The organism is Paraburkholderia heleia NBRC 101817, assembly GCF_000739775.1.
Lineage (GTDB): Bacteria > Pseudomonadota > Gammaproteobacteria > Burkholderiales > Burkholderiaceae > Paraburkholderia > Paraburkholderia heleia.
The window spans coordinates 1-1,869 of the sequence record NZ_BBJH01000088.1 but is presented as its reverse complement, the minus strand read 5'-3'; the positions used below and the strand labels follow the sequence as shown (position 1 = coordinate 1,869).

Below are 1,869 nucleotides of genomic sequence, written 5' to 3'. Positions count from 1 at the left end.
CGCATCACTTCTTGCCAGGCATGACGCTCGCCATCACCTGGCGCGCCGTGTTGGCAATCACGCCGCCCTCGTCCGGATCGCCTTCCATGAGCGCACGCGCGAAATGGCGCGCCTGCTCGATCGTCACGTGCGGCGGCAACGGCGGCACGTCGGGATCGGTCTTCACTTCGAGCACCACGGGGCGCGTCGCCGCGAGCGCCTGCTCCCAGGCGTCGCCCAGTTGCTCCGCGTTGTCCACGTAGATGCCCGTGAGACCCACCAGCTCCGCGAAACGGTGATACGGCACATCGGGAATGTCCTGCGAGGCTTCGAATTTCGCGTCGCCCTGCATCACGCGCTGCTCCCACGTGACCTGATTCAGGTCCTCGTTGTTGAACACGCAACAGATCCAGCGGGGGCTCGCCCATTGGCGCCAGTACTTCGCCACGGTCACGAGTTCCGCCATGTTGTTCATCTGCATGGCGCCGTCGCCCACGAGCGCGATCACGGGCCGCTCGGGATGGGCGAACTTCGCCGCGATGGCGTACGGAACTGCCGCCCCCATCGAGGCGAGACCGCCCGACAGCGAGCACATCATGCCGCGCCGGATCTTGAGGTCGCGCGCATACCAGTTCGCGCACGAGCCCGAGTCGCTCGTGACGATCGCGCCATCGGGCAGTCGCGGCGACAACTCGGTCACCACGCGCTGCGGATTCACCCTGCCGCTCGTTGCCGCGTGCGCGCGGTCCCCGAGCACGCGCTGCCAGCGCTCGCCCGCATGGATGAGGCGGTTGCGCCAGCTCGTGGCGTTCTTCTGCTCGAGCCGCGGCAAGAGTGCGCGCAGCGTGGCCGCGCTGTCGCCCACGAGGCTCACCTCCATCGGGTAGCGCACGCTGAGCATGCCCGCGTCGATGTCGATCTGCACCGCGCGCGCGTCGCCTTCCTTCGGCAGGAATTCCGAATACGGGAAGCCGGAACCGACCATCAGCAAGGTGTCGCATGAGGACATCATCTCGTCGGTCGGCCTGGTGCCGAGCAGGCCGATGCTGCCCGTCACCCACGGAATGTCGTCGGGCACCGCGGCCTTGCCGAGCAGCGCTTTCGCGACGCCCGCGTGCAGGCGCTCGGCCACGGCGACCACCTCGTCGCCGGCGTGCATCGCCCCTGCGCCGACGAGTATCGCCACCCGGTTGCCCGCGTTGAGCACATCGGCTGCGCGCTTGAGGTCTGCCTCGCGCGGCACCACCTCGGGCGCGCTATAACCCACGCCGGAATGCGCCGTGCCGTGCTTGCGCGCAGGTGGCTCGTATTCGAGTTCCTGCAGGTCGTTGGGCAGCACCATGGCCGTGACCGTGCGCCGCGACAGCGCGATGCGCACCGCGCGGTCCACCACGTGGCGCACCTGCGCGGGCACGCTCGGCTGCTGCACGTATGCGCCCGCCACGTCCTTGAACATGGAGACGAGGTCGAGTTCCTGCTGATAGTGCGCGCCGAGCGCGGCGCGCGCCTGCTGGCCCGCTATGGCGAGCACAGGCATATGGTCGAGCCGCGCGTCGTAGAGCCCCGTGAGCAGGTGTGCCGCCCCCGGCCCCGACGTGGCGATGCACACGCCCAGCTCGCCCGTGAACTTGGCGTGCGCGCTCGCCATGAAGGCGGCCATTTCCTCGTGGCGCGCCTGGACGAATTCGATCTTGCCCTGCGCGCGCCGCAGCGCGCCGAACATGCCGTTGATGCCGTCGCCGGGATAGCCGTAGATGCGCCGCACGCCCCATTCGTGCAGCCGCTCGACGATGAAGTCGCTCACCGTGGTCGTCGCCATGTGCCGTTCTCCTTGCGGATGGTCCGATTCAATTTGCCGTGCTGGCGTCCCGCGCAAACGTCGAACCTGGA

General features: G+C 68.6%; 1 protein-coding gene. It reads right to left on the bottom strand.

The genetic code is table 11. From position 1 onward, the window contains the following. Positions 1-4: 4 nt before the first annotated feature. Entirely contained in the window at positions 5-1,798 is a 1,794-nt protein-coding gene (locus tag BHE01S_RS35750) for a thiamine pyrophosphate-requiring protein (protein ID WP_042273212.1), read from the bottom strand. Positions 1,799-1,869 lie beyond the last annotated feature (71 nt).

Coding starts and splice junctions, on each gene's coding strand:
- BHE01S_RS35750 (WP_042273212.1), bottom strand. CDS start 1,798: ATGGCGACGACCACGGTGAGCGACTTCATCGTCGAGCGGCTGCACGAA.